This window comes from Actinobacillus minor NM305, assembly GCF_000175195.1.
In the GTDB taxonomy this organism is placed as follows: Bacteria; Pseudomonadota; Gammaproteobacteria; order Enterobacterales; family Pasteurellaceae; genus Haemophilus_A; species Haemophilus_A minor.
This window is the reverse complement of sequence record NZ_ACQL01000144.1, coordinates 1-2,044: the sequence shown is the minus strand read 5'-3', so window position 1 is coordinate 2,044 and position 2,044 is coordinate 1. Positions and strand designations below refer to the sequence as shown.

Annotated in this window: 1 protein-coding gene; it reads right to left on the bottom strand. The window is 40.4% G+C overall.

The window, feature by feature from the left end; translation table 11 throughout:
* Positions 1-80: 80 nt before the first annotated feature.
* The coding region (locus AM305_RS10280) for a YadA family autotransporter adhesin (RefSeq protein ID WP_005825792.1) at positions 81-2,044 on the bottom strand (1,964 nt) is incomplete at its 5' end.

The following is a 2,044-nucleotide window of genomic DNA, read 5'->3' as shown; positions in this document are numbered from 1 at the left end:
AAACAAATTTAACCGCTTATCTCCCAATAAAAAACCTAGCCAAATTTGACTAGGTTTTTAGAGTTAATTAAGGTTAGTAATTAGAAACGATAACCTACACTTGCACCACCCATATAGTGACCAGAGTTATTCACACTACCCGTCACTTTTAAGATGATCTTACCGTTATCTGATACTTTCGAGTAACCTAATGCTAATGCAGAAGAACCACGATAAGTACCACCACCTACAGCTAATAAACTATCGCTTGGGTTATACGCCTGAACAAGAGAGCCAATCGCGACTGCTCCAGCAATACCGCCACGTAAATCGCGGTCAATTTTGCCCATTCGCTGATGAATATTATTGATATTTGTACCAAATTTATTCATTGCACTATATAGCTGGCTACCATTGATAGCATCAGTCGAAGTTGAAGATATTTCACCTGCGGCTACATTTTGAATACGACGCTCACTACCTGCAGCACCAACAGAAACTACACCATTTGCTTTTGCACCCGCAAAACCACCATAGGTTATACCACCCACAGTCGCTTCTGAAACTGTACCTGTTGAACCCGCAGTCGTAGTTTCACCATTCGTACCATCATGTTTCTTATTGCGTAACGAGCCCGTTTTACTACCATCGCCTGCTGTTGCCGTCGTTTTGTTACCTAAGTAAACAGAGTTTTCAACCGTATTAGAAACAGCTTTAGGTTTACCATTGCTATCTAATGTGCCCGTATTATTAACATTATTACCTAGCACAAAAGTATCACTTGAGTTAATTACATTGTCATTACCGACCGCATAACTACCTTCTACAGCAACATTGTTTACATCGGTTCCCATCACATAGTTAGGATCGCCAAATGCGCCTGAAGATTTACCTTCAACGATATTTCCATGACCTACACTAATACTGTTTTCTGCCGTAGCTTGAGCATTAGCACCAATCGCAATGGCATTTTCACCTGTTGCTGTTGCACTATTACCTATTGCCAAGGCATTAGTTTTACCAGCGTTAGCTTTATAGCCCACAGCAGTTGCGTAAGCTCCTGAAGCACTTGAATCAACCCCGTTTTGGGACTGATTAATTGGCGTTGCAACACCGTCATTGGTATGGAAGAATTTAATCCCTTGTTCATTCATATTGTGAATTGCTGTTACAACAGAGTTTGTCACATATTCTGTTTGACCTTTCACATTATAAGTCGTTAAGGTGTACTCTTTGCCATCTCTGATGACTGTTGTTTTACCATCAGGAATACCAGTAATTAGCTGCTCAACCTTATATAACTGACTTCCATTAACAGCATCTGTACTTGTAGGAGAAATATCCCCATTCGCAACACCGCTTACTTTAGTATTATTGGCATTGATACCATCTTGAGTAATAGCCGGGCCATTTGCAATAGTTAAGCCATCATTATTCACAACAGTATTGCCTGCAGTAATGCTATCTACTTTCAAGTCTTTCGCTGTTGCAATCGTGTAAATAGTTTGGCCATTTGCACCGGTACTTGATGTAACTTTGATGTTATCGCCTTCTTTTACTTCGGTCTTCGATGCTTTACCTGCCGTATTAATTGCCTTTGCAACATCTTCCGCTGTTGCAAAGTTATCACCTGCTTTATCTGCAGTGACATTACCGGCAGCATCCGTAGTCAAGCTAGATTTATTTACATCAAAGGTAATATCTGTACCTGAAATACGAGCTGTTGTACCTGAACCATTCACAAAGCTAACATCATTGTTGTCTTTGGTAATCGTCTCAACTTTTTGTCCATTCACACTAGTAGTAAATGTTTGAATCGCATTATTTGCTGTTGTTGCAACAGCATCTAATTGACGCTTATTGACAGCATCCATCGGATCTGTACCGTCTGCAACATTGGTGATTTTGTTTCCACCATTGTTCAAGCCGTCTTTCGTTAAGCTTACCGGTTTGCCTGCCGCTCCGTTAGCAATCGTAATGCCATTATCTGTCATTGTGGTATCGCCTGTTGTGACAGTTGTTGCATTTACAGAGTTGACATTTAAATCCTTACTTAGCTGAACTT